Genomic DNA, 26,130 nt, shown 5'->3' with positions numbered 1-26,130 from the left:
TACTTACATAAAAAGTCTGAAGAAATCTCTTGCAACTCTCTCTCTACCATGATATTTTAAGATATTGTTATATCCACATCTTGCCATATTCTCATATTTAGAAATATTTGTTGGGATATCCCTTAAAATATTTAACACATCTAAAGGAGTATGATATTCAATACAACTTTTCTGATTTTCTATAGTTAGATTCTCTAATGCATAATTTGAACCTATAACAAGTAATCTATTAGCTATAGCATCTAAAACCTTACCTTTAGTTCCTGTCCCAATATCAATAGGAGTTAATTGAATGTCATGTGTTGAAACTTCATCTATATAATCTTCGACGAAAGTTTTATGATGAACATTCCAACCAAAAGCTTTTAAGAGAGAGCTGTATTCTTCCCAACCTTTACCTAAAAAAGTTATCGTATATTTTTTTATAAAACTGTTAATATCCTCATTGCCTTTATCGCATAAAAGATTTATTATTTTATCGATATCATTCCTCATATAAATATTATGTTGACCTGCTATCAATAACTTTATTGGATCATTAAAATTCTTCTGCATAAGGCTATCTCCTACAACTTCATTTACCTCATAATGAGGATGTCTAATAAAAAAAGCCTTAGCCTTTGGGGCATGATCAATAAGAAAGTCTCTATCACCTTCACCTACAAGATGGTATTTGATATTATCAACAGGATAATTCTTTTCTAGTCTGAAGAATTTCTTAAAATTTATATAAGTCTTTACCTTCTGAAATATGCTTAACTTAACATCTGAATGGAGAAGTCTATAATAATAAAGAGACGTACAATCTACTGTTGTATGAACCTTTGGTATATCTGGAAATTTGTCTGAAACATTTGACATCTCCTCACCATATATCCATAATGCATCAGGACTTTTTGCCTTTATTTCATCAATATACTTCTTTGAAAGTTTTAAATAATAGTGTATTGGGTATTTAAGAAATAAACGTAAGAACAATATATGCAAAGACATCATTATTCTAAACCAGCGTGGTATCGACATTACATGAATACGTACATTCAAGTTAGTCTCAGAGTCCTTAATCTTATCATAAGGCAAATTATTAAGATTGAAAGAATAGATATCTATTTCAATATTATCCTCCTCACACAAATTAAGTTCCTTTTTTACCCACAAAGAGTTCCGATGAAGCATCATATGATACGGAAGAGCAGAAGTACCATTATAGTTCTCCTTATAGGGGGTCATATTTGAGATAAAAGCAATCTTCATAAAAAAATCTTCAGACAAGATATAGTTATATATATTATTTAATTTGACGGAATTCTTAAAATAGGCCTTATAAATTTATCATCAGTATATCGCTCATCATATTCATACATCTCATATATCCATGACTCACCACTAGGAACTCCATCTGTTAAGAACGTCTTATACGGTGTAAGGTTAAAAGCCCATAAATACGTAATTCTAACATATAAAAGAACTGATAAAAGAAGAACAACAGACTTATTAAAAGCAAAGAGACGACTTTGTGATGCTAAAACTGTTAAAGTATAAATTAATCCAAAGAAAAAGTACCATCCCAAACGACCTCCTTGTCCAAACCGTATAAACGCCAATAAAATACCACAGAAAATAATGGAAAGATTTAAAAAGGTGAGATGCTTCTTATGCTTGTTATCAAAGAATTCATAATTTTTAAAGAAAAGCCAAATAAAGAAAATAGCTTCTATTATATATTCGATTCTGAAACCACTCATATCATCTTGATACTTACCAGTTCTTTCAGCCATTCCTTGTGTATCTCCAGCACTAGCAATTAGTATTGTTGGAATAGGACTCATCCCAACAAGAAGACACAACATTAGAAAATATAAGATAGTTTTCTTTGAATATTTCTTTATAGGAATAAAATAAGCTACAGCAAACACTAATGCAGAATTATGAAACGAGTACGCTAAAGCAACAATAAGGAAAAATTTTATAGCTTTTCTCTCATATATGTATTTAACCCCCTGCCATACAATACCAACAGCTAGTGCCTGCCGCATATAAGTAATAGAGAAATAGAAGAATAAACCTAAAAAAACAATGGCAGCTAACGGATAATCATTAATATACTTTCTGAATGCTTTGTAATATAGAAAATACATTAACAACGAACTAAGCAAAATAAAAATATAACGATTAGCCGTCACCTGAGAAACAACAATTTCCCATAAAAAATAACCATATTCACGACCATTTACAAGGAATAGTAACCTTGAATAATCCCTACCTGAATCCGTAGCATCAGCTATAGTATCAAACATTTCTCCATAGATGTATCTATCATAGCCACCAATCATATCTCCTAAGCCAATAAATAAGGCGCAATACAGAAAAAACACACCTAATAACAACGGAGAGTTACTTTTATTAGTCTTATGTGCTAATACATAATACACAAAAGCTACTATTAATATAAGAAAATACAAAAACATACTTTATATCAGAAATCTGTTTTTTTTATTATATAATATAAGAAATTCCACATACAAATTCTTATTTGGTCTATTATAACACAAATCAGAAATATAACAATCATAAAAAAGAAAAGTACTAATACAAGAGCCAAGTTAGAATACTGCATCTCTATATTACATACAATATCTCGAAAGTAAGGGAACATATATGGGTTGAAATGAATAATATAAACTGCAAAACTTGATTTGGCAATTATATTTATATATTTATTTTGAAAACAGAGCTTAGTAAAAGACAACAATAAGGATATAGAAGATATTATCACTAAGGGATTATCATAACGTAACATTCGTACTGCACTATCGAAAAAATATATTCCAATAGAAGCAAATAATGAGGTTATTATTGAAATTATCACATAAAGTTTAAAACTATTATTATATAAAAAAGGTATAGGATATAGCCTTATATATCGTGCTGTTAGATACAATCCACAAAAGAAGACAATACTATAGCCCTCAAAATAATTTGTAAATCCCGAAAGCCAACAATAATAGCATTGAAAACAATAAAAACTTATTAATAACCACCTAAACTGCTCTTTGCTTGCTTGTTCCACATAAGCATTTAATACAGGTGTTAATATATACAAACCTAAGTATGCCATAACAAACCAGTATTCACCGGTTAATCCTAGGCTATTTTTTAAACCTTGAAAATCAAATATTGTTATACCAGTAACTATTTCCAGAAAGTAAACAGCCCATATTAAGAATAAAAATTGAAAAATAAAAGCACTTCCACCTTTTAAAGATGCCTTTATACCAAACCAACCTGAAATAAGGACAAAAATATTAACCCCTACAACAGATATTCCTTGAATAAGGACCCTTAGAAAAGAAAATGACAAATCTAAAGTGAAAAATTCTTTATTAGGAAGACCTATAATCAACCCATTGATATGTCCAATAAGCACAAAGAACATTGATAGTATTCTAAGCAATTCAATGTTGGACTGCCTAATACTTTTTGATTTTGAAATCATATAAATAACAGAGTTACAAATATATAATAGTTAGATAAATATAGCTATAAGTAAAAAGCTAACTAATCATAAACTCTCGATTCAAAAACAACCTTACAAATAATGATTTCTTCAATGAATCAAAATGTCCCTTCATTGGATATAACTGTTCTTTTTTCAATTCATCTACAATAACAGAATTGATACCAAGCTTTCCCCATTCTTTTTTGTTTTTATATAAAGAGTATACCAAACCAAACAGCACATTCTGGCTTCGATTAAAAATTACACTATATAACTGAGGGTTTATATCCTTAAAAGACAAAGCTAACCTACGGAAAGAGTTTATAATATAAATATCATCCTTAATGTATTTTATCTTCTTCTCTGGTACCATAGACTTGCTGGTAGAATTTGGATGATATATATATAGATAAGGAGTTATATCGCTAAACACAACATTCGTTGCACACGGCATAAGTCTATATGTCAACTCAACATCTTGATGTGTAATTCCCTTCACAAAGAATATATTATTATCAACAAATAATTGCTTCTTTGTAATTAAAGCACAGATTGAAGAAGGACTATAACCTGAAAGAATTGCCTCAACGCCAGATAAAACTTTATTATGCTCAAGCATAGGCTGACTACATTCAATATCTAAATACTGTCCTTCTTCTGTTACATTCTGAAGTTGAATAGCCAGAATATCCAAATTTCTATATTCATCTAAAGCTTCAATAATCTTTGGCAACTGCTCACTTATAACTTTATCATCAGCATCTACACACCAAACATATTCACCTTTGCAAGTTTTTATTCCATAATTTCTCGCAGTACTCTGTCCTTGATTTTCTTGAGTTAAGTATGCTACATTAGAATATCTTGAAGCATAGTCTTGAGCTATCTCTGGAGATTTATCCAGTGATCCATCATTAACAATAACTATTTCGTACTCCTCTTTTAATAAATTAGAGCCAAGAATAGAGTCTAAGCAAATCCCAATGTACTTCTCTGCGTTATACATTGGGATTATTATGCTAAGTTTATATTTATAGTCTTCCATCAACAATATCTCTATTTAAGAAGCCTTTGACATCATAAATAACACCATTCTCATTCAATTTCTCTCTCCAGTTTGTATCAGCAAACTGTTTATGAGAAACGGCAAGAATAATAGCATCGTATTTCTTATCTTTTGGCAAAGACGCTACGGCGTCTATTCCATATTCTTTCTTTACCCTATCCACATTAGCCCATGGGTCAAAAACCGTAATGTTTGAAGTGTACTCTGACAATGTAGAATAGATATCAACAACCTTTGTATTACGTACATCAGGACAATTTTCCTTAAAGGTGATACCAAGTATCAAGATATTAGAATCTTTGACAAGTGCACCCTTCTTATTCATCATCTTGATTGTCTGATTTGCGACGTAATCTCCCATACCATCATTCAATCTACGTGCAGCAGACATAATACGCGGCAAAACTCCATAGACCTGTGCCTTTTGAATAAGATAATAAGGATCTACACTGATACAATGACCACCAACTAAACCAGGATTCAACTTAATAAAATTCCACTTAGAAGCAGCAGCATCTATTACATCTCTTGTATCGATACCCATTGCATTAAAGATCTTAGCCAACTCATTCATAAACGCGATGTTAACGTCACGTTGAGAGTTTTCAATAATCTTTGAAGCTTCAGCTACTTTGATAGAAGATGCTTTATGTGTTCCGTTAATAAGAACTGCATTATACACATTATCTACCAAATCAGCAATCTCAGGAGTAGAACCCGATGTTACCTTTTTAATTTTCTCTACAGTATGCTCCTTATCGCCTGGGTTTATACGCTCAGGAGAATAACCTGCAAAAAAGTCTTTATTGAATGATAAGCCAGAAACTTTCTCTACTACAGGTAAACATTCTTCTTCCGTTACGCCTGGATAAACTGTTGACTCGTAAACAACGATATCCCCTTTAGAAATAACTTTACCAACCGTCTCACTTGCACCCCAAAGAGGCTTCAAGTCAGGACGATTGTTTACGTCAACTGGCGTTGGCACGGCAACAACATAAAAATTACAGTCTTTAATATCCTCAAGATTAGTTGTACATACAAATCCATTCTTCAAAGCAGACTGTAATAACTCATCTGATACTTCTAAAGTAGCATCATGACCCGCCCTTAACGCATCAACACGACTCTGATTCATATCAAAACCAACAGTCTTAAACTTTGTTGAGAATAATCTTGCCAGCGGCAAGCCAACATACCCTAAGCCAATAACAGCTACTCTAATATCATCTAACAACATGACCACTTTCTGTTTTTAATAAATAATTAATTAAATTATATGAATCATTCAAATTCCTTATAGCTCGATCATTTTCTCCTCCACCTTGGTTAGATAAAGATAAGGCAATATCTTGCACTTTTTCATTGCTCAAGAAAACAGGTTCATGCGTAGCTGTCCGCTTCACTTGGACACCGTTTATTATAGACATCACCTTAAACCAAAGATCATCAGTGGAAGGGCATTTTTTCATAAATAGATTTTCATCTATAACTGCAGAGCTTAAACTGTGAGGAGGATACAAAACCCCTCCTACACCTATCTGCACATTGTGGGGAGAAATTATTTCATCAGAAATATAGTTCCATTCATTATATGGCGCAAAGTCTGATTTTTTTATTAATTTTATTCTTCTAACGCGATTTGCTAGTATCACATTTGGATATCTATAATGTTCATTAATTAGATTTTCAATCATATCATATTTATATAGAACATCGTCGTCAATAGTAATAATTATTGCTTCCGGAAATAAAGTTAAAGTTGGTACAAGTTTCTTATATGACCGTATATCATTACAATATCTAATTTCTAGTCCACGCTCTTGTAATAAACGTAATGTTATAGGTAATGTAGTATTACGTAATTCATTTTCAAGCCATAAAATAATTCTATCTGCCCTTAGTGTCTGTTGAAATATTGACTCTATAGTCAAATAGACATCAAAGAGTCGCTTCCCATAAGTCGTTAAACTGACAATAATCTCTTTATTAATATCATTTTGTAACTTAACAGAAGACCGATATACGTTTGATGATAAAGTTATCGTCTTTAACCGATTTGCCTCAATTAAAAATTCTGTTGTTCTATTTACATTAGAATAAATATCTATAATCTTATTATTTATCTTCTTTCTTAATATCTCAAACATAGAAAACATCACAATTTATTAAGATAATAAAACTTTATTATCATTAATGATTATATTCTAAAAATTATTTCGTTCAGATAGTCTTGATTATCAGAAGACTCATCATTAACCCCAACTTCATTAACATTTTTCCCTGCGATTGGGACTTTATGTTCCGCACCCATCTTAAACCAAACATATTCAATATCTGCATGACCAATATCTATCACTTGATATCCTTCTTTTGCTAAATCATAAGCAAGAATAGTAGCAGTCATACCTAAGGCACATAAAACTAACGCCTCTTTGGGAATATTATTTTTACATACCTCTATTATCTGCTCATATTTATCAAATGCGTTAGTAGCTGGGCAAATAATACGATGAATAGTTCTTGCACCATCTAAAAAATCATCATTGACTCCAAAACATGTTCCTGTACCTTCAACAATATAAACGTCTCTATTTTTCCAAAGTAACTTCATTCTTTCTACATAGTCATGTACAAAAGCTTTATCTTTTGAGTCCATATAAAATCTTGTAAAACTAGCATCGAAAAAAACTTTATTTGTTTCAGTTACATCTAATATACGCTTTCCGTATTTTGCTACATAATGCTTCCAAAAGATTTGTGCATGTTCATTATCATGACTTACTGATCTAAACGAATAAGGAATACACACTATATGATTAGGGATATTGGAATTCAACACTTCTTTTAATCTTGCAGCAGCATAACTATTAGAAGTTTGAAAATTATTAGTTTCTTCATAAATAGACATATACTCATAGTCTCCAAATCGTGAAACAGAACACTTATGTTCTAGAATATAATCTAAAGTTTCTTGACTATTTTTTATATTAAGCTGCCTACCATATTTATAGTGAAGATAAGGAACAACTACATGGGCATAAACATAATTTTTTATTAACTTGAGAATCATCGTAATCTAATATTTTTTATATAATTTAGAAATAATATTTTAAAAAGTACAAAAGAAGACATAGGCAATTTGACACAAAATCTTATAATCTCAATAAACAATGTTTTGTATCTTTTATTCTTGCGACAATAGCCTACCATTGCTATCATACGAGGTAAAATTCCATCTTTAAGAATCGGTTGATCATGAAAGAAAATATACAAAGTCTGTAATATGTCTATCTCTATTTTATAATTGTTTAAGGTTGTGTTACCTGAATATATACCTTTATTATGAACACGATAAACAGCTGTATTATTTTCTAATAACGCGCCTTTACCTTTTTTAATATAAAAGTAGCATGCTACTAAATCATAGAATCTAGAAAATTTTCTAACATCTTTTAAAGTGTAGTAGTTTATATTTCTACACATTGAAGTCAATGGCGAACAACTCCAACATTTAAAATAATTATTAACATTTATATCGTGGAAAGTAAAACCAAGCATATCCCTATAATCTGTTTTAATATGATGGTTTATCTTGCTCTTATCTTCTTGGTTGTATATATCAAAATTTGTGGAGCAGTATGTATAATCAGGAAATCTTTCTAAGAAATCATATTGTAACTGTAATTTATTCTTATCACACCAATAATCATCTCCTTCACAGTATGCAAAGTATTTCCCTTTTATATATGAACGTAAAAAAAGGTCAAATGCCCCTACATGAGCATACACATTTTCCTCTTCAAAAATAGGTATTATTAAATCTGGATATTTAGATGCATACTCACGGATAATATCAGCAGAATTATCCGTGGAGCAATCATCATGAATTATAACTTGAAATTTAAAATTAGTTACTTGAGTAACTATTCCCTCAAGACATTCTCGTAAATATGATTCATGATTATAAACAATACATAGAACTGTTACCATTATATCCCTACCAGTACCCATACTACTTTTTCTTAATTAAACTTATTACTTCTTGGAGTTCTGCCTTTGAAAAATAAAAACTTCCTATAAAATAGAGTAAGAAACCAATGACAATACCCATTACAAGTTTTAGACCTTCTATGTCTATGAATGATGTCAAGATATATATACCTCCGCCCATCACTAGTGAATTAATTAAGATAATTCTTAAATCTTTTAATTGAGTAAGTAGTCCAACATCTATAAAACGACTCGTATAATATGTGTTAACAATTAAACATATTATAGAACTAAAAACCATTCCGAGGCACATTGCTGTTATTCCTAAGGGTATAGTTATAATTAAAATGACCACTCCTATAATCTTTTTAATTATTTCAAGACGCAAAAAAATATCTGATCTTCCTTTTACCTGCAACAAATTTAAATTAATAGCATGAATAGGGTACAACATTAATGCAAAACACAGAATTTGCAAATACAACACACATCCATCCCACTTTGCTGTCAGAATAACTCTAATAAGTGGAGAAGCCATAGATGCAAGACCCATCATTAAAGGAAATACTATAAAAGCTGATAATTTCAATAAACGTCTATAACTATTTTGTAATCTTAGAGAATCATCTTGGATAGCACTCAAAACAGGAAAAGTAACCCTTTGCAGTATACTTGTAATATTTGCAGAAGGTAATTGTGCCCAACCTAATGCACGCGAATAATTTCCTAACTGAGCTGGGTTATAAAATTTACCAATAACAATAGGATAAATATTATTATAGATTGTATCCAGCAAACCTGATGCTAAAAGTTTAGAACCATAACCAAACAAATAATTAAAAGAAGATTTTGAGAATCCTGTCCTAGGACGCCATTTAGACATTAACCACAGCAATCCCATTCTTACAATAGAACTTGCAACACCTTGCCAAACTAAAGCCCAAATCCCGTAACCTTGATATGCTAATAGAATTCCTACTATACCAGAAATAACTGTAGCAGATAATGTAATCTTTGCTTGTGACTTAAAATCAATCTTAATCGTGAAAAGAGCCTGCTGAACGACGCATAAAGAATTGAGTATCACACCTAGACCTGTAATACGTATTATCGGTGAAAGAATCGGTTGATTATAAAAATTTGCAACCAATGGCGCTATCAAAAAAAGCACAATGTAGGCAATAATTCCAACTCCTATATTGAAATAAAAACAGGTCGATAAATCTTCTTCTACTCTGTCCGTTTTTCGAACTAAAGCATTGGAAAACCCACTATCTACAAAACTCTGAGCAACAGCAAAAAAAATTGTGACCATAGCTATTATACCATAATCACTTGGGGATAGAAGACGTGCAAGAATAATAGAAAAGACAAATTGTACTCCTTGATTGGAAAACCGTTCTACACTACTCCAAAATAATCCTTTGGTTGTCGCTTGCTTAAGTGTCTGCTCTGACATGATTTAATAATATAAAAAATTATCTATGAGTACTCTTTTAATTATAAGAAGGATTAAGGATTTAACATTAATTTCTACAGCATTAAACTCTCCTCCAATATTATATATATCCTTCACTGGTATAGACAACTCTCCCTTCCGTTTACTTTCTTTTTTAGAAAAGGTTAAATATAGTCTATGCCCCTCTTCTGAATACTTTTATATTCGCCACTCTAACAAAAATTCTATTTGATCTACATCAAATACTGGTATATGATGAACCTGTCGTACTTCCTCACGCTCTTTAAAAGCATTATCAATAAATATAGAATCTAAATGATGAATATACTGGGACTTAGATTCATCCAAATGATTCAAGTGAATTATTTTATAAAAGAGTAGCTTAGAAATTGCATAGTGATTAAGAGTTTCTTCCAAATCGTTTTCATGACGAGTTAACAATATCAGTTTTTTCCCTTTGTTGTAACACTGATACATAAATCTTATAGTATTCAAGTTTACCTTACCTCGCAATGTTATAGTATCGTCGAAATCAATATAAACATAATTATAATCAATATCTAACTTATATCGACCAATCAAAGCGCGATCCATAATCAGATGATAAGCATTATCGGAAATATCTACATCATATCCCATTGCTATATATACAGAGAGTAAAGGTAAATTTATTCCTTTAGCTCTCGTTTGGCACATAGTCCCAGCACAACGAGTCGAAACCTCTAACAGTTTAAAAACTCCATCTTTATTTTTTTTAATTTGAAAGTACCAAAGACCTCGAAAATTAAGTTTGGAATTTAAAGTATCAGCGATATGTTGAATATCAATAGTAAGTGCAATATTTGAACCACGAACAGACATTCCAGCTAAAATTCGATCTCTTGATCTTGGTGAAACATAACGTAATATTCCATGTCGATCTGTAAGACAATCAACAGTACACTCCTCTCCTGGTAAATATTCTGTAACAATATTATTTGAGAAATCTATCTTTGCAACATCATGAGAGTCTGTTATCTTCCGAGCACCAACAGCACCTTGCCCTTCTCTTGGCTTTACAAATGCAGGAAACGAAATTTCTTCAGCATTATAATATCTTTTAGGTAATATGTCAGTTTCTTTAAATCTTTCAAAAGTTAATGACTTATCTCTACATATATCTGCAGTCTCCCTATCCCCAGAAATAATCTTGGCATTTATCTTTTCTTCATTTTCTATAAGGTATTTAACAATTGTATCATGAGTAGGAAAAATCACATCAATTTCGTTAACTCTTAAGATCTCATTAAATTCTTGTAGAAAATTCTTATCTGAAATAAAAGGAATATTCTTAATATAATTCTCAAACAAGAATTCACCGTGCCTAGCAACAGATGTACCACCTATTAAATGTATATTCACACAAGTAGATAACGCATCATGCAGTTCATACGCATTTTGTCCTTCTGCAGGAAAAACAAGTACATTAATTTTCTTTGTCATATTCAACGACCAATAATTTCTAAAATTTTATTCAAATCATCGTTTCCATACCTTTGATCAATAGGTATTGGTATAAGACTTACAGCAAATTGAGACTCCACAGACTCTAAATTAGATATATTCTTAACATTTGGCCAATAAGAAGCAACATAAACCTTATTATCTATTAATTTTTTTCGTAAATTTATGTCTTCCGAAAGGAAAGGATACACCATAGGTACGTTTTTTCTTTCTAAGTCAACACTTAGCGTATTACTCGAGCTGAGATTATCATGTAAATAAGTATAGTTACTAATACGTCTATCAGCAATACTTTTATAACAAATAGAAGACATTATGAATTGAGTAATCTTAGACATCTTTTTAATTTTATCATGATCTAAGGTATCTTCACTCTTATGATAATCAGAAAAAGCTTCTTCTGCAGATTTATCCAATCTATCTAACAAGAATAACATTCTTGAAGATGAATAATCTTGCGGAATATCAAAATCAGCCACTTTATTTGTATAAAGATAGGCTCCATCGGCAACGCCAAAGAATTTTCTACAAGTATAAAAAGTATCAATTTCTGGAAGCGGTTGACTAAAAAAGGCCTGTGTATTATCTATTATGATGTTAGGGGCATACCTCTCAGTAACTATTTTTACATACTCATCCATTAAACCAAAATAGTTACAATATAAAATAACTTCATCTTTTTTAGGATGTAAAACTTCCGCTATGTGAAAATATTTATCTATGTGATAAAATTGATAGTCTAAACCTAATTTATTAATTGGCTGTAAGACAGCGTCACACATATAATATGGTAAATATACTTTCGTGTACTTTTTTACTCTTAAGACATACTCTAAACAATAACGTCCAGAATTTAATCTTATAGCATCACGATGATATTCTCCATTCTCATTATATGGCAACTCTAACGAGAAATATCCACCAATAGCCTTTTGTCTCATAATACAATAATTTTGAGCCACGTTTCCTGATTAGACAAGCAACATGTCATTTCCTCATTAGTATCAAATCTTAAAACTAATGTTCCTATTGTTGTATTAGCTCCAGTGAAACCTTGCACTTTATCTCCTGCTTTTACCCAGATATCTTTCTCTATAAGGAAACGTTCTTCTACCATTTTATCTATCTCTATACTCTGAAAAACACCGTCTCTCTCAGAATGTAAGATGATTTCTGCCCAATATCCTTCATAATCTGGCTGATGGATTTCGTCTATAGATTCACCAACTGCAGCACGGACACAATTATCTATGAGGTCTTGACCTGAAATATACTTCATCATCTCAGATAGTCTGTTGCCTCCACCTCGAGGAGCAAGCTCCATTATATATGGCTTGCCATTCTTACATAGACGTGTCTCAATATTATAAACCCCTGTTTTAACATTAAGCAATGACATCAAGCGCTGCAATTCACTCATCAATTCTTCTTGTGCCCATTGCGGCATTGTTGAAGGCCACGAGAAAGCTGCAGGGGTATAAGGATTGATTGCTTGAGGATCAAAATGTTGATCATTAAACGAACAGAAAACAAGTTTTCCATCAACAGTAAAACTATCACAATCAGAAGAATTACCTTCTTTCTCTAAGAAATCTTCTATGATGAAATTCCCATTATGACTTTCACTCAGAGCATAATCAATAGCTGAAGAGAGTTGTCCTAATTCATCGACACGCGTAACCCCTTTGCTTCCTGCAGAGTCAACAGGCTTGACAATAACCGGCCAGTTATAATATGCTGTATTTCCAAGAGCTTCTTCTTTTGAAGAATAACCTTTTGCATTGGGCACATTGAAATCATTATCTTTTAAGAACTGACGAAATCGTGACTTATCCTGTAAGATACAAGCAGTTTCATAAGAACATTGAAAACTAAGTCCCATCTGTTCTGCGACATAAGCAGCTGTTACTACACCAGGGTCTACACCAAAAGATAAAATTCCATCTATATTAAGTTCCTGTGCTAATTGCAACACCGCATCTTTGTCAAGAATGCTAACATTATGAAACTCGTCTGAGTATTGATGAGCAATATTTTCAGGAATATAATCCACCGTAATGACATAATAACCATGACGATGTGCTGCTTCTATAACAGGTAGGAGATAACGAATACCTCCGAGGAGCATCAGTTTTTTTTGTTTGTTCATTATGCTTGTAAAGCTTGATTATACTCTGCAATAAAATCGTTTAAAACATATAAGCTTCCTTGATTCCGATAAAGTTTATCAGTAAGAAGCGCATGATAAGTCTTTGACAATAGAACTAATTCCATTGCGTCCCCATAAGTACAACGTTTCTTATTTATTAAATAAGACATCATTGTATTTAGATGAAGGATTATTAAGCTATCATTATCAACTCTTTGTTTCATACTTTAAAAGTTTCAATGCCATATCTGTTTTGAAGCAATACTGAATAGAAGAGAACTTTCTTGAAGATAATTTTTTTGCCAAGTTTTCCCACTCTTCATTTGTCTTATTTCCATGCTCTAATTCTTGAAATAACACTTCAATACCATTATCAGCTATTGGTCCAATTACTAAATCATATCTATTACTTTTACATTTTCCTCTCCGATTGTTATAAATAAACTTTGCCCATTCTTTATCCGCTTTATTGAAACGTTTAATTCGCAACTTACATGTATTTATGTCGGATAGGACAATATCGAAAATCAAAACATGATGATTAGGTGAAAACTTTTTCCACTCTTTTGCCAATTTTATTTCTGAAGATAGATAAAACCCTTTCCCAAAATCAGTCATTGGTTTACACATAACGATATTAGGGATTTCGAATTCTTCAGAGGTGCCATGGTATAGTTTCATAAGCAAGGCTTTAAAGCTCTATATATACTCTTTGCAATATAATCTATTCCACGCTCTCTTCGTACTCTATATGAATTTTCTAAAAGAGAAGAAAGATCATGTTCTTTAATTAGTTTAATAGTCTTATCTAATGGTAACCGTAACAATTTTGCAACACTTAAAACAATCCTTGTCATATATTCTATACGTTCCTCTCTCATACCACTTTTCGCTGTTGAAGCAGAAAGAGCTGTCAAACTTCCTTGCTCTGTATATAGAATATCATTTATTTTTTCCATCCCTTAGCTTTTTGAAATTACCATTATAATTTTATCTATTTCCTCCTTAGTTAGTGCATGATGCATAGGTAGACATATCACTGTGTCCGCCATCATGTGTGCATTAGGCAGATTCTCTGGGCGAGAGCTCTCCAAGCCACGATAAGTAGAAAACTCACTGATAAGTGGATAGAAATAACGACGACTCCACACACCTTGGTCTTTCATCTTCATATAAAGCTCATCACGTGTCATACCATACTTCTCTGCATCAACAAAAATTGGGAAGTAACTGTAGTTATGACGAACACCTGTCATATCATCCCAGAAAGAAATACCATCAACATTCCGTAGAGCCTCGCGATATGCTACTGCCACCTTCTGTCTCGCTGCAATAGCAGCGTCAACTTGCTTTAGGTTTAATAAGCCGTAAGCTGAACGAATCTCATCCATCTTGCTATTGATACCAGGACCAACCACCTCAATTTCATTAGCAAAACCAAAGTTCTTCAAATAATCTATGCGTTGCTTAGTCTTTTCATCGTGCATCACCATTGCACCACCTTCTATTGTATTAAATACCTTTGTGGCATGAAAACTCAGTGTACTCATGTCACCAGCATTCAACAGACTTTCCCCATTCACTTCAACACCAAAGGCGTGTGCAGCATCATATATCACTTTCAAACCATACTTATCTGCTATTGCCTGAATAGCTTCAGTATCACATGGCTTACCATACACATGAACAGGAAGGATAGCTGTTGTACGTGGTGTTATTGCTGCCTCTATCTTTTGGGGATCTATATTGCCTGTAGATGGATCAATATCAACAAAAACGGGCTTGATACCATTCCACCATAGGGCATGCGTTGTTGCTACAAAGCTATAAGGTGTCGTTATAACTTCACCTGTTATACGCAAAGCCTGGAGAGCTGTTAGCAACGGTAAAGTTCCATTTGTGAACAAGCTAACGTATGGGACTTTTAGATATTCAGCTAAAGCAGCTTCTAATTTCTGATGAAACTGTCCATTATTTGTTATCCACTTACTATCCCAGATTTCTTTAAGAGATTCTGTAAACTCATCAAGATTTGGTAACAATGGTGATGTTACTGTTATAATATCTTTATTCATACTTCTTCAATCTATTATGACAGGTGATATATAATTTACTGGTTTGAATATACTTAACGACTAAATCAAGATATAATCGTTCTAAGAAACGTTGTCGACAAAAATCTATAATCGTACATGCTATAAAAACAATAATAGGAACACATAAAGCATGTATATATATCATACTACTATGAAAAAATCCTACATTATCACAGGTATCCTTCCATAACCATTGTCTCATAGCATCAGAATTAGCATGAATTAGTAATACACCAAAAGTACATGAAGCTATCGTATTAATCCATTTACTCTGTCGAATATGAATATTCTTAATGAACATAAAAGTAGAAATGCTAACAAGAAAAGCCAACAATTTATTAGAGTCACTCACAAAAAACATGACCAAACTCCAATCCAACCTCACACCTGAACTGATACCCCAAAAAAGCATCATTAGCACGCTTAAAATGGAGATTATAATTAAGACGAGAGACACCCCCCCCCAGAACATTTTATCCTCACTACGCCAAATTCCATAAAGTCTAATGTATGAAGCAACAACATATAAAATACAAAACCATGTGATATAATTTAATGTTACACTTATCCATGGAACTGTACCTAACATGGTATATATCCCTAAACAGAGAATAACAAGTAGAAGATGCTGACTTTTAGAGAGGTTATTTAATAAAATATTAAGAAAAGGAATAAACAAATAGAAAAGGAGGAAACAACTTATAAAACCAGTATTTACACTTGGAATTGGATTTATTACCTGTATTATATTACTAAATGACAAAGTTATATAGCCTGTATATAAAAAAACACAGTAAAACAAGACATTATACAGTTCAATCTGCAGTAATAGTTTGACAAATTTATAAAGTGATATACTTGATTTACACATGAAATAACCAGTGATTAATACAAAGCAATCAATCCCTGTCTTACCCCACATTCCAAACAAATATAAAAATATACTCTCTGGTGCTAAAGGGGTTTTAAACATCTCATCCAATAAACCAGAATTTACGACATAGTGATGCATTACAATCAATAACATCACAATGATACGATATAATTCTATATTAGAATTTCTCTCTTTCTTTTCTATCATACGATATGAATTGTATAATTAAAAAGCAATTATTAAAGATTTAATATTATATCCTTAAAGGTATTATCAAAGTTCTCGGACATATTGTCCGAAACCTCCGAACAACATGTCCAGAGTAGCCGGAATGATTGTCCGGGGGTGTCGGACAAAACTATAAGAGCATTTTTATCAAGCTTAAATGAATAGAACATTAAATTAAGATAGTATCAATACCTACTCATAAAAGACTATTGATTTGAATGTCCGTTCGTATTTAGGTTCGTTATAACCATACTCCATAAATAACGCTTTCACATCGTCCGCCATTGACTGCGTATAAAGGTAGCCTCTTTCTGCATTGCCATAACGATAGAAATTACTTCGTCCTCGGAAATATGAATAGACTTCATTGCGGAGACAGGGTAAGTCCTTACGGCGCACCTCATCAAAGAAGTGGGCGAACCCTGCATAACAAGTGATAAGTCTCTTTGCATGAAACATTCTGCAACGACCATTAACAAGGTTTTCGGGCATAAGTGCCGAGGGAAAGATTGCATCTCCCCATGTATTGGAAACTGGTTGTAACTTGAAATACAAATGGTGAAGACAATCTTCTTTCACTGCACAATTCTCAAGGAAGCAAGCTTCATAACGCTTTGGGAAAGTTTCTAAGCTCAGCAATTCATTTGTTTCCATTGGCTAATCACGATATTAAGATGCTCTTAGATTGATAGGGAAAAAGAAACGAGAGGGAAGAGGCAAGGATACGGAAAGTAACCGAATGAGACAAACCACTATCGACCATTAACCCATAGTTTCATCAGCTTTTATTATGCTACTGGCGATGATAGGAGTTATATCATCTCCTCCCTACAAACAATGAATAGCTTGCAGGCTGACACCTATCACGGTCACTCCGCATAAGAACGAATGGGCAAAAACAAATAGACTGGTACAGTAATAATCGTTAGCTTAAACAATAACCTGTGCTGGTCAATTCAGTAGATGGGTTTCGCTCGCAGAATCACTTTTGTTAATAGTTCTAATTCCCTTTTATTATCAGTGCAAATTTATATAAAATCTTCGAAAAGAGAAAGAATATCAGTGGAATAATCTCATTAGCAAGTGAAAATTATGGGAAGTACAGATGATATTCCCTGTTTGATATAGAATAAAGCACACACAAATCAGCTATTTAGAGAAAAATAACTAACTTTGCATCCAAACCATTTACCCTAAGGAATGAAAAGGATTCTATTGATTACAGCCATTTTGTTTATGGCATTAACGAACGGGCAGGCACAAGTGCTGAACAAAGATAACACGAAGCAGATTGGGCAGGCAGTTAAGGAGGGCATCAAGGATGTAAAAGATGCTATCGTACAAGATACGAAGCCAACTGGCGAGCATGAACAATGGGACATCTATGCTGCACCTAAGCTTGGTCTGAATCTATCTAACCTACCAGGCATTGACGGAAAGGTCAAGTTAGGGCTTGTTGGGGGAGCTTATGTGGAGGTGTTCCTAGCCAAAAATATTGCCATAGATGTTGAGATGCAATACAGCCATCAAGGTTCATCAGGCGTTTATCGCACCATTAACACTACCAACGCATCGGGCGTGCAAACGTCCCAGAAATATGGTCCATACGACTTTAAGTTAGATTATATCAACACCAATTATATCGTGCGTTGGTATCCGTGGATAGACCTCCCCGTGAGTTTCACAACAGGTATACACGCAGGCTATATTATCAGTGCTAAAGCGAAACTGGATGATGGCACGAAGTATAACCTAAAAGATTATATATATAAAGGTGATGTAGCGATCCCATTTGGTGTTAGTTATGAATGGAGCCAATGGCAGATTGAAGCACGCTATAACCTCTACTTTAGGAAGCTCGCCCGCAATGCTGAAGCTCAAGAACTCATGCGAAATGCTCGCAATAATATGTTCGAGGTAACACTGGGTTACAGGATTAAAGTGCTATAATATAATAAGGTGAGAACAGCTATCCTCATACTTCTCTCTACCCTTTCAATCAATGTGACAGCAGAGGTGAATGACTCACTTTCCATTGCGAAGATGGGGATAGAGTTCCGCTATATCCCTGCACAAACCCTCACTTTAGATAAGGAGCCACGTATCTGGACTAAGACGAAAGACACGCATTCTTGGGCTGCACAAATAAACGTTACGCCTACGAAGAATGCGTATGCACACGACTATAACTACCCCACTTTCTCATTCGGTTTGCGCTATCATCTCAACCATGGGACAACTATGCATAAAGATACCCCATGGGGAGAGGCACAGCCAGTAGATTATACCAGTAAATTAGGTAACTTCCTAACCTTATATGGTATCTTCAACCGACCACTCTATCGAAGCAAGCACTGGCAATGGGGCTATTATCTAGGAACGGGTATTGCCTACACGAGCCTTAAATATAATCAGAAGAACGACATAGATAATGAATATATCGGCTCACACCTAAATATTTATTTCAACGCTGGCTTGTACGGACAAGTTAAGATTGCGAAAGAATGGAGCGTAAAGGGCGGATTAGACTTCGCACATCATAGCAATGGAGCTATGGCACGACCCAACAAAGGCGCAAATTACTTCGGTCCGTTCGTAGGACTTGTTTACGAGCCTCAACAAGCCACAAGCCCCATTGCGAAACGTAATACTAATGAAACCAAGCCCTTTCAAAAATATTGGTTCACTGAGTTTACCCTCGGACTAGGTGGAAAGACATTACTTGAGGAATGGCTACAAACTCAGTTCAATACCCCTCAAGGACAGCCTGATTATCGTAAAGAACATTTTACTTATTACGGAGCTTACTCCTTTCACACACATCTCCTCTATCGTTACGCTCGCCGTTGGGCATCGGGGATTGGCGTCGGGCTATTCTACGGCGAATATGCGCATCGGATAGCAAGAATGGATAAAGAAAACGGACATACTGACGAGAAACATAGTCCGTGGTCAGCAAGCATCGAGGCACGTCACGAGGTTTACTATGGGAATGTTTCCGTTCGCCTCACACTCGGTTATTATCTTTACCGACACATGGGATATAGTGCCAATCACGGACTTGAATATCCTTATCACGAGCAAGTGGGTGTCTTCTATAGTTTCCCTAAGCTAAAGGGCTTAACCCTAGGATTCAGCGTGAACGCACATGCCACGAAAGCCGATTTTACAGAACTACAACTGTCCATACCTGTTAGGTTATAACTTCCTCCCACCCCTCTCCTTCGGGCTTGGAACACCTAACAGAACATAGGCTTTACCTAACTATGAGAAACAACCTATAACACAAGGTATTAGAATCAATTACATGAGATACAAAATCGACCAATAGGAGGTAACAAAAATGACACATACGTGTTACGTGATTTACTCGTATGTGTCACCATGGTTAACACATACGTGTCACGCACGTGACTCGTATGTGTCATTGAGCCGTCAGCCTAGAAGTAAATAAACGAACAAATAACTCGCATACTTGTCAACACGTCTATCTCGTCAACTTCAACACCATCACTTCTATCCAACCAATCACTCGTCTACTTGTAAACTTGTCTACTTGTCAACTCCCTCAAAACTTATATCTAAAGTCAACACCTAGCTGGAAAGGATTACCGCGCTGGGCAAATGTAAACTTATTACCCGTAGCAGCACTCTGGACAGCAAACGTGTTATACTTCGTGTCAGTCAGATTACGAACCCAAAGGTTCACGTGCAACTGCCCGAAGTCAGCATCAGCATGTGCGCCTAAGACAGCATAGAAGTTCTGTCCTATCATATTCTGCTCATCCCAATAAGTCTTGCCCTGTGCCGAGAGGTTCAAACCTACGATCACACTACGTAAATGGAAACGATAAGAGGCATCGAGCAAGGCGGCTGGGTCAACGTCAATACGATAGTCAGCACTTGCGCCCAATGTATGTTGTGGGACGAAAGGCACTTTCTTATCTTTGTAATTCACCTTATTGCCACCAGCGATAGAATCGGTATACTCATCGAACTGGGCACTTGTAAAGCCGTAACTAAGGGCATAAAACAAACGATTATCAAGCGCACCACCTCGAAGAGTCGCCTCTAAGCCGCACGAATGACTGCGACCTGCGTTTGTCATTACACGTCCGAAACCATAATTACCAGCCATTACCGAGAGTTGTTGATTACGGATTTGCATGTAATAAGCAGCTAGGTCAAGATGAATTTGATGACCCAAGAGGTTGAGGTGAGCACCTACCTCATAGTTCCAGCTCGTCTCGGGTTTATATTCTATCGTCTTAGCGATTCGCTTATAATAAGCCTCATCATGCTGAATATCCACATCTGCACGTGCCTTTTGTGCGGCTTGTGATGTTTCAGCCTGCAATATATCAGAGAACATTTGGAAATTATATCCACCAGCACGATAGCCCTTAGACCATGTGGCATATAGGTTACTCCCGTCATCGAAACGATAAGTTAGTCCAACCTTTGGTAGTAATTGTTTGAAATGATTACCCTCATGGTGATTCAACGTTGATGTGATTACAGGATTAATATTCACACCTAGCACGTGCTCTTGCAATGCGACACGAGCTGAAGTCGCATAGTCTATCGCCACATGCGAATAGTCATAGCGCAAGCCGAGCGTCGCTCTTAGGCGATTGGTGAGGTCGATATTACTCTCATGATAGACGCCAAAGTTAAATGTTGGTGTACGGAAAACGCCTGGGACAGGTTCCATCGTCATATTAATGGAAACGCCTCCAGCACGTGCAATATTAGTAGCTACTAGCGTGCGAGCCGCTAGCATAGCCGCTTCTTCAGACATACCACGTGCTATGAAACTAGGCACCATACCACGTGCCATAGCATTGAGCATTCCGTTATAAGCATAGTCCGTTATCTTCTTTGACAGGGCTGCATTCATATCCTTATCGAAGTAGATAGGCGCCATCGTCTTCAACCATTGATAAGAACCAAAGGCACCGAATGTCCATTGCCATTTGCCGTTTCTATTACTCTTCACTGACAGTTCCTCGGTAATGCTATTACCATGCTGACGCTGGGTAAGATGGAGGAAATCTTGTGGGAGATAATCAATATCCATTAGCATATTGTCATGGAGGAATTGCCAGGAAGTCATGCTATTCACGTCAAAGCCATTACCAGCATACTTGATTCCCATTCCTGTGTTCAGTATATTACGTCTGTAATAGCTCTGTCTGTTCTGATTGGGCATTTGTGTGCCAGCTTTCATAGCATATAAGGGCGAGGTAAGGGATGCAGATGCAATTTCCTCCTTAGTCACGAGTTGTCCGTAAGGGAACCCATTTTGGTGCGTGTATTGATAGTCGGCAATCCAATCGAACATCCATCTGTCTGACGCTTTCCACATAAAGCGTCCCTTGCCTCCGAACTCATTGATAAGGTCGGCACGAGTTCCGTCAAATTGGTTTCGGAAGAAGCCATTTTGTCCACCATAGAAAGCTGATAAAGAGAAGGCACGCTTGTCATCGAGCTTCTGATAATGGCTCAGTTCCACCTTGCGCAATAGCTTTGTACCAAGCGAGAACTTAACATCTGTGCCCTGATACTGGAATGGGTTACGACTATACATACGAATGAGTCCGCCTTCTGTATTCATTCCGTAAAGCGTTCCTTGAGGACCATGCAATACGTCGACACGGTCAATATCATAAGTGTGGAAGTTAAAAGCACTCTTATTCAATATTGGCATTCCATCAACATAAATACCAACAGCTGGTGAGTTCACCCGTGAGCCGATACCACGCATATAAATAGAGGAAGTGTAACGACTTCCATATTCAGGCATAACGAATGACGGGACAAAGGTGGATAGATGGCGAGCATCCTGCACATTTAATTGCTGGAGTTGGCTTCCATCGAAAGACGTACTACTCAAAGGCTGTTGGCGAAGTCGATAGACCTCTTTCGGCTGATTGATTACCAATACCTCATCAATATCATAAACCCGAGAGGTATCACCTATTGCTATGGTATTATCAGCATGAACTCCTACTGACAAGCCTGTTGCTATCAACAAAGCTAAGCTAAACTGGTATTTAAACATATCTTTTTCGCTTTCTTACGTTTAAGTATTATTTCACTCTGCAAAGATAGAGAGAATATATATATCACACAATCCTAATTTATTAGGATAACTTATTCATTCATCGCACCACAATGCGGACAACGCCCCTTACGATGTAAGCGAGTCCCGCAATTCCCACAATAATAAGTCTCACTACTCCTTCGTAAATACATCCGAAAGGCATAATAGATATAAACGACAAGTAGGATATAACCTATGTAATATAAGGTGAGAACGGAGAAGATGATATAATTAACGGCACATACGGCGGATAATCCACTAAGATAGAGTATGGCATCACCCGACTTCAATAAACGGCGCACATCGTCAATAGTGGCTATGGCGATGATCAGCATTGCCCATACTAAGCCCAGGAAGATATTAAGAAGTAAGGGCTGGGAGAACGGGTTGAGCGATGGGTGGAAATAGAACTCCTTCCACGTTTCTGGGGCAAAAAGTTGTATGCTAGCATAGAAGGCCGCTGATAATGCCACTACTACAGCTAGCAATGTAGGATAGAAGGAATTGATGTCATTGAAGTGGACAATATGCGCATTACGCTTTAATATCTTACGTGCCAAATAGCCCACACCTATGATAGAAATAATAATCATAAAGATGAGCAAGTGGATGTTAGAGAAGGTGGAGATAAACTGGGATATGGGGTCGTCAGGGGTTACCTGCTTCAAAAGACGCCCTTCATGTATCCATCCAAAGGCGTAATCTTCAGTCGCTATCTGAACCCATACAGAATCATTCTTATCGTCAGGAAGAATACGAATATCAGCCACAACAATCCCCTTACCCTCATGCACGGCGAACGAATCAGTCTTCATTCGATTCACGGCCTCTTCGGGTTGTTGGCGTATAAGCATAAGTGAATCTGAGCTGACCACAAAGTTAAAGCCTTGCGAGTAATGGTGTTTCACACGGAAAGAAAGCGAGTCGGCCCCACTTATAGAGCCTTGCCAATCATCCTCCGTACTATCTTTTTGCTTTGAAAGAGAGTCGCCTCCAGCCTCTAATCTACGTGTAATCTGTGCCTCTTGAATACTATCTGGTAATCGGAAGGAAGAGGGTGTCTTCTTATGATAACAGCCTGTTATCATGAGTGTCACACTAAACAGAAAGACGATCAATATCGGATAATATCTTCGCATATTGTGAGAATGTTTGGGGTTAAAGGTTAGATGAAACACACTTACTCTACGTCTGGATGGATATTCATTTGGCAATCCTTACAATCAAACTCTAGACGAAAACGACGCTTATCTGGTAACTCTAAGTAGAGAGGTTCACGCCATGTGGGTTTCTTTCCTCCACGTTTCACACAATAGCCTAACGAATAACGAATACAATGACGGCATTGCATGAGTAAGGCATCTTCCACTTGTCCACGCTTCACTTGTACGCCTTGTGGGTGTTGATTCTCGAAAGCCTCATCGGGTTTTGTTAATCCTTGTTGTTCGTAAAACTTACGGGCGACATCGTTAGAGATATTATAAAGGTAAGGAAATGCCTGATATTGACTAGGGTTAGCCTCTCTCACAAACTTATAGGATTGCGCCTTATCACTATCCAATCTTGTCGTTCTGTGAATGGTGATACGCTTTCTTTCCTGTATCTTCTTGTCTAATTCTGTTATCAATGCACGACGCAAATCAGCAAGTACACTACTAGGAATAAAGCATTGCTCCACCCCATCTTCAAGTCTAACATCCGAGCATTCATAAGCCGTGTTTCCGAGTTTGGTCAACTGACGAACGATATTATCATGTTGAGGTTTCTGGGCTTGTTGATGATCGAAACTAATAAGTGTTTCAGCACTTAATGTATCTTCCATACTATCATCAGATACGAGCTTCCCCTTTAATATAAAGCCATTATCCGTAAGCCCGAAAGTCATTACAATAGGTATTTTACGGATAGCCGTAGTACCACTCAACTCCTTATCAAAGGCTTGATCTTGATTACGATACAATGCCATACCAGGCTTTAAGCCATGTGGCATCTTGTAGGGATAAAGGCGATTACCCACGGCTCGATTCACACGAAAACCACCCCCCAAGAAACACAACCCATCACCATTAGCAAAACTTGACGTACCAGCCACATTGAAACTATCACGTCTAATCTCCTTCACCGTACCTACAAACTCGCCTAAGGCTTTTGGCGTATCAGGGGAGAAGATATCAGCCTGTCGACCATTTAAGAAATAGCTCGTATATCCACGATTAAAGGTCTTCTTTAGGTTAGGCGTAAACGAATAAGCCACACGCCCTAAAGAGGCACGACGAAACTCACGAGGATGTTGGCGGATAATCTCATCAATGCGTTGGCTATAAGCCGAGACCACATTCTTTACGTAATTTATATCTTTCAGTCTTCCCTCTATCTTAAAAGCACAAGCCCCTGAACGCATTAGTGCCTCAAGATTATCTATCTGACTCATATCCTTCAATGAGAGAAGATGACGCTGGTGTTCTATGGTTTTCCCGTCTGAATCCTTCAAGTCAAACGCTAAACGACAGAACTGAGAACATGCACCACGATTGGCTGAACGCCCAAAACAATATTGTGAGGCATAACAGATTCCACTATAACTCACGCATAATGCGCCATGCACAAAGGTCTCTAACTCCAGATTGGGCAAACGTTTATGTATCTCACTGATTTCTTCAACTGATAATTCTCGAGCCAAAACTATGCGATCAAAACCCTGCTCGCTCAACCATTGGGCTTTCTCCCATGTACGTGTGTCACATTGTGTACTGGCGTGGAGGGCTATCGTATCAGGCACTATCTCCCTCACCTTACTCATCAATCCCATGTCTTGCAAAAGGAAGGCATCAACGCCAACATTCACCAACTCACGGACTAAAGCAAGCGTCTCTTCCAGCTCTTCATCATAAATAATCGTATTGATGGTCACATGAACCGTGACACCATAACGATGAGCATATTCGCATAACTTACCAATATCCTCAACACTATTACCAGCCGATTGGCGTGCCCCAAATCGAGAGGCACCGATATATATGGCATCTGCTCCATGGTCAATAGCGGCTATTCCACATTCAAGATTCTTGGCTGGTGCAAGGAGTTCAATAGAGCGACTCCCTCCAGCTATACCAGAAGTAAAATGAGAGGAATAAATATGACTTTTATCTTTTATCAT

22 protein-coding genes are annotated in these 26,130 nt (G+C 35.8%); 2 read left to right on the top strand and 20 right to left on the bottom strand.

The features are described 5' to 3' along the window. Nucleotides 1-3: 3 nt before the first annotated feature. The 17 genes from HMPREF9969_RS11805 to HMPREF9969_RS11720 form a co-directional block, all read right to left on the bottom strand. Nucleotides 4-1,254: a glycosyl transferase group 1 gene (locus tag HMPREF9969_RS11805; protein ID WP_009436078.1), complete on the bottom strand. Its 1,251-nt coding sequence runs from the start codon at nucleotides 1,252-1,254 to the stop codon at nucleotides 4-6. Between the two features lie 38 nt (nucleotides 1,255-1,292). Beyond that, entirely contained in the window at nucleotides 1,293-2,468 is a 1,176-nt protein-coding gene (locus HMPREF9969_RS11800) for an EpsG family protein (protein ID WP_009436017.1), read from the bottom strand. Nucleotides 2,469-2,476: 8 nt separating this feature from the next. After that, nucleotides 2,477-3,496, bottom strand: a complete 1,020-nt coding sequence (locus HMPREF9969_RS11795; RefSeq protein ID WP_009436072.1) for an acyltransferase family protein — start codon at nucleotides 3,494-3,496, stop codon at nucleotides 2,477-2,479. 58 nt (nucleotides 3,497-3,554) lie between these two features. Then, on the bottom strand, nucleotides 3,555-4,544 hold the full coding sequence (locus HMPREF9969_RS11790; RefSeq protein WP_036895755.1) for a glycosyltransferase: 990 nt from the start codon (nucleotides 4,542-4,544) through the stop codon (nucleotides 3,555-3,557). After that, entirely contained in the window at nucleotides 4,531-5,805 is a 1,275-nt protein-coding gene (locus HMPREF9969_RS11785; RefSeq protein ID WP_009436044.1) for a nucleotide sugar dehydrogenase, read from the bottom strand. Before HMPREF9969_RS11785 ends, HMPREF9969_RS11790 begins: the two co-directional genes overlap by 14 nt. Further along, nucleotides 5,792-6,715, bottom strand: a complete 924-nt coding sequence (locus tag HMPREF9969_RS11780) for a hypothetical protein (RefSeq protein WP_036895753.1) — start codon at nucleotides 6,713-6,715, stop codon at nucleotides 5,792-5,794. The genes HMPREF9969_RS11785 and HMPREF9969_RS11780 overlap by 14 nt, the downstream gene beginning before the upstream one ends. Nucleotides 6,716-6,765: 50 nt before the next feature. Further along, nucleotides 6,766-7,638 (bottom strand): GT-D fold domain-containing glycosyltransferase, encoded by an 873-nt coding sequence (locus HMPREF9969_RS11775; RefSeq protein WP_009436059.1) that lies wholly within the window; start codon nucleotides 7,636-7,638, stop codon nucleotides 6,766-6,768. Beyond that, nucleotides 7,635-8,579 carry a glycosyltransferase family 2 protein gene (locus tag HMPREF9969_RS12310; protein WP_009436058.1) on the bottom strand — a complete coding sequence of 315 codons (945 nt, stop codon included), beginning with the start codon at nucleotides 8,577-8,579 and terminating at the stop codon, nucleotides 7,635-7,637. Before HMPREF9969_RS12310 ends, HMPREF9969_RS11775 begins: the two co-directional genes overlap by 4 nt. Nucleotide 8,580: 1 nt before the next feature. Further along, complete coding sequence (locus HMPREF9969_RS11765; RefSeq protein WP_009436016.1) at nucleotides 8,581-10,017, bottom strand: lipopolysaccharide biosynthesis protein; 1,437 nt, start codon at nucleotides 10,015-10,017, stop codon at nucleotides 8,581-8,583. 198 nt (nucleotides 10,018-10,215) lie between these two features. Further along, entirely contained in the window at nucleotides 10,216-11,499 is a 1,284-nt protein-coding gene (locus HMPREF9969_RS11760) for an ATP-grasp domain-containing protein (protein ID WP_009436080.1), read from the bottom strand. Between the two features lie 2 nt (nucleotides 11,500-11,501). Further along, entirely contained in the window at nucleotides 11,502-12,461 is a 960-nt protein-coding gene (locus tag HMPREF9969_RS11755) for a hypothetical protein (protein WP_009436015.1), read from the bottom strand. Further along, nucleotides 12,458-13,669: an acetyl-CoA carboxylase biotin carboxylase subunit family protein gene (locus HMPREF9969_RS11750; RefSeq protein ID WP_009436055.1), complete on the bottom strand. Its 1,212-nt coding sequence runs from the start codon at nucleotides 13,667-13,669 to the stop codon at nucleotides 12,458-12,460. Before HMPREF9969_RS11750 ends, HMPREF9969_RS11755 begins: the two co-directional genes overlap by 4 nt. Before the next feature lie 207 nt (nucleotides 13,670-13,876). Further along, a complete protein-coding gene (locus HMPREF9969_RS11740; protein ID WP_009436007.1) occupies nucleotides 13,877-14,350 on the bottom strand; it encodes a DUF3990 domain-containing protein in 474 nt (157 codons plus the stop codon). After that, nucleotides 14,347-14,628, bottom strand: coding sequence for a hypothetical protein (locus HMPREF9969_RS11735; RefSeq protein WP_036895749.1), 282 nt, complete (start codon nucleotides 14,626-14,628; stop codon nucleotides 14,347-14,349). Before HMPREF9969_RS11735 ends, HMPREF9969_RS11740 begins: the two co-directional genes overlap by 4 nt. Before the next feature lie 3 nt (nucleotides 14,629-14,631). After that, nucleotides 14,632-15,744 carry a DegT/DnrJ/EryC1/StrS family aminotransferase gene (locus tag HMPREF9969_RS11730; RefSeq protein ID WP_009436049.1) on the bottom strand — a complete coding sequence of 371 codons (1,113 nt, stop codon included), beginning with the start codon at nucleotides 15,742-15,744 and terminating at the stop codon, nucleotides 14,632-14,634. Continuing rightward, nucleotides 15,737-16,846 (bottom strand): acyltransferase family protein, encoded by a 1,110-nt coding sequence (locus HMPREF9969_RS11725; RefSeq protein WP_009436014.1) that lies wholly within the window; start codon nucleotides 16,844-16,846, stop codon nucleotides 15,737-15,739. Before HMPREF9969_RS11725 ends, HMPREF9969_RS11730 begins: the two co-directional genes overlap by 8 nt. A gap of 213 nt (nucleotides 16,847-17,059) precedes the next feature. Beyond that, nucleotides 17,060-17,521 (bottom strand): DUF6078 family protein, encoded by a 462-nt coding sequence (locus tag HMPREF9969_RS11720; protein WP_009436077.1) that lies wholly within the window; start codon nucleotides 17,519-17,521, stop codon nucleotides 17,060-17,062. Between the two features lie 546 nt (nucleotides 17,522-18,067). Between HMPREF9969_RS11720 and HMPREF9969_RS11715 the strand changes: the two genes are divergently transcribed. Both HMPREF9969_RS11715 and HMPREF9969_RS11710 read left to right on the top strand, forming a co-directional pair. Then, nucleotides 18,068-18,817: an outer membrane beta-barrel protein gene (locus tag HMPREF9969_RS11715; RefSeq protein WP_036895747.1), complete on the top strand. Its 750-nt coding sequence runs from the start codon at nucleotides 18,068-18,070 to the stop codon at nucleotides 18,815-18,817. Nucleotides 18,818-18,826: 9 nt separating this feature from the next. Next, nucleotides 18,827-20,071 carry an acyloxyacyl hydrolase gene (locus HMPREF9969_RS11710; RefSeq protein ID WP_009436021.1) on the top strand — a complete coding sequence of 415 codons (1,245 nt, stop codon included), beginning with the start codon at nucleotides 18,827-18,829 and terminating at the stop codon, nucleotides 20,069-20,071. A gap of 364 nt (nucleotides 20,072-20,435) precedes the next feature. Here the strand turns inward: HMPREF9969_RS11710 and HMPREF9969_RS11705 are convergent, their stop codons facing one another. The 3 genes from HMPREF9969_RS11705 to HMPREF9969_RS11695 form a co-directional block, all read right to left on the bottom strand. Then, nucleotides 20,436-22,931, bottom strand: coding sequence for a TonB-dependent receptor (locus HMPREF9969_RS11705; protein ID WP_009436036.1), 2,496 nt, complete (start codon nucleotides 22,929-22,931; stop codon nucleotides 20,436-20,438). 92 nt (nucleotides 22,932-23,023) lie between these two features. After that, nucleotides 23,024-24,112, bottom strand: a complete 1,089-nt coding sequence (locus tag HMPREF9969_RS11700; protein ID WP_036895745.1) for a zinc ribbon domain-containing protein — start codon at nucleotides 24,110-24,112, stop codon at nucleotides 23,024-23,026. A gap of 41 nt (nucleotides 24,113-24,153) precedes the next feature. Further along, nucleotides 24,154-26,130: a peptidase U32 family protein gene (locus tag HMPREF9969_RS11695; protein ID WP_009436069.1), complete on the bottom strand. Its 1,977-nt coding sequence runs from the start codon at nucleotides 26,128-26,130 to the stop codon at nucleotides 24,154-24,156.

This window comes from Prevotella sp. oral taxon 306 str. F0472, assembly GCF_000257925.1.
In the GTDB taxonomy this organism is placed as follows: Bacteria; Bacteroidota; Bacteroidia; order Bacteroidales; family Bacteroidaceae; genus Prevotella; species Prevotella vespertina.
This window is presented reverse-complemented; position numbering and strand designations above follow the sequence as displayed.